The sequence below is a fragment of the Burkholderia sp. Ac-20344 genome, assembly GCF_017104975.1.
GTDB lineage: Bacteria > Pseudomonadota > Gammaproteobacteria > Burkholderiales > Burkholderiaceae > Burkholderia.
The window spans coordinates 1-999 of record NZ_JAAGPP010000361.1; the positions used below are offsets into that span (position 1 = coordinate 1).

Annotated in this window: 1 protein-coding gene and 1 pseudogene; both read left to right on the forward strand. The window is 73.5% G+C overall.

Features of this window, described 5'->3' with window-relative positions; all coding sequences use genetic code 11:
- Positions 1-868, forward strand: an 868-nt coding sequence (locus G3N64_RS39110; protein ID WP_205788898.1) for a branched-chain amino acid ABC transporter permease, incomplete at its 5' end; no start/stop codon positions are given.
- Positions 775-999 (forward strand): annotated as a pseudogene (locus G3N64_RS40115) (ABC transporter ATP-binding protein); the annotation flags it as partial. The gene G3N64_RS39110 and the pseudogene G3N64_RS40115, both read left to right, overlap by 94 nt.

Here is a 999-nt window from a genome sequence, read left to right on the forward strand (position 1 = left end):
TATCGAATGCGTCGCGGCCGCCGCGTGGAGCGTGCCCGCCTGGTTCGGCGGGATCGGCGGCGTGCCGATCGACCGCGCGAGCGGCACGCCGTGGGGCGGCTGGCATTTCGGCGCACCCGTCCAGGCCTATGCGGTGATCGCCGCGTGGTGCCTCGCGTCGGCGTGGGCGATGCATGCGTTGACGCGCACGCCGTTCGCGCGGCTCGCGAATGCGGTGCGCGACAACTCCGTGCGCGTCGCCGCGCTCGGCACCGATCCGCGCCGCGTACGGCTCGCAATGGTCACCTGCGCGTCGTTCTTCGCCGGCGTCGCCGGTACGCTGACGCTGATCGACGTCGAGATCGCGACGCCCGACAGCGTATCGATGGCGCGTTCGGCGACCGTGCTGATCGCCGCGGTGATCGGCGGCACCGGCGCGTTCTTCGGGCCGGCGGCCGGTGCGGCCGTGCTGACCGCGCTGAGCATCGTCGTCGCGGGCGTGTCGCGTGCATGGGCGCTGTATCTCGGCGTGCTGTTCGTTGCGATCGTCGTTGCCGCGCCGGGGGGGATCGCCGGGATCGTGCAAGCGCTCGCGCATGCGTTGCGGCGCGGCGCGCCGGCGGCCGAGCGGTGGCGCATGCTGTGCGCGGCCGGCGCGTGCATGTTCTGGGGCGTCGCGATCGTCTACGCAGCCGAGCTCGGCTATGCGTGGCGCTTCGGGCAGGACGACGGTGCGAGCTTCGCGTTCGGCGCATGGAGCATCGATGCCGATACGCCGGTCGGCTGGGCCGTCGCGTGCTCGGCGGCCGCCATCGGCACGCTGCTGTGGGGCTGGCGCGCGCGGCTCGTGTCGGGTGGGCAGGCCGGCAAGCGGGAGGACGGGCGATGAACGGCAACGCGATCGCGCTTCACGGCGTCGTGCAGCGCTTCGGCGCGCAGACGGTGCTCGACGGCGTCGAGCTGAGCATCGCGGCCGGCGAGCGTCATGCGCTGATCGGGCCGAACGGCGCGGGCAAGTCG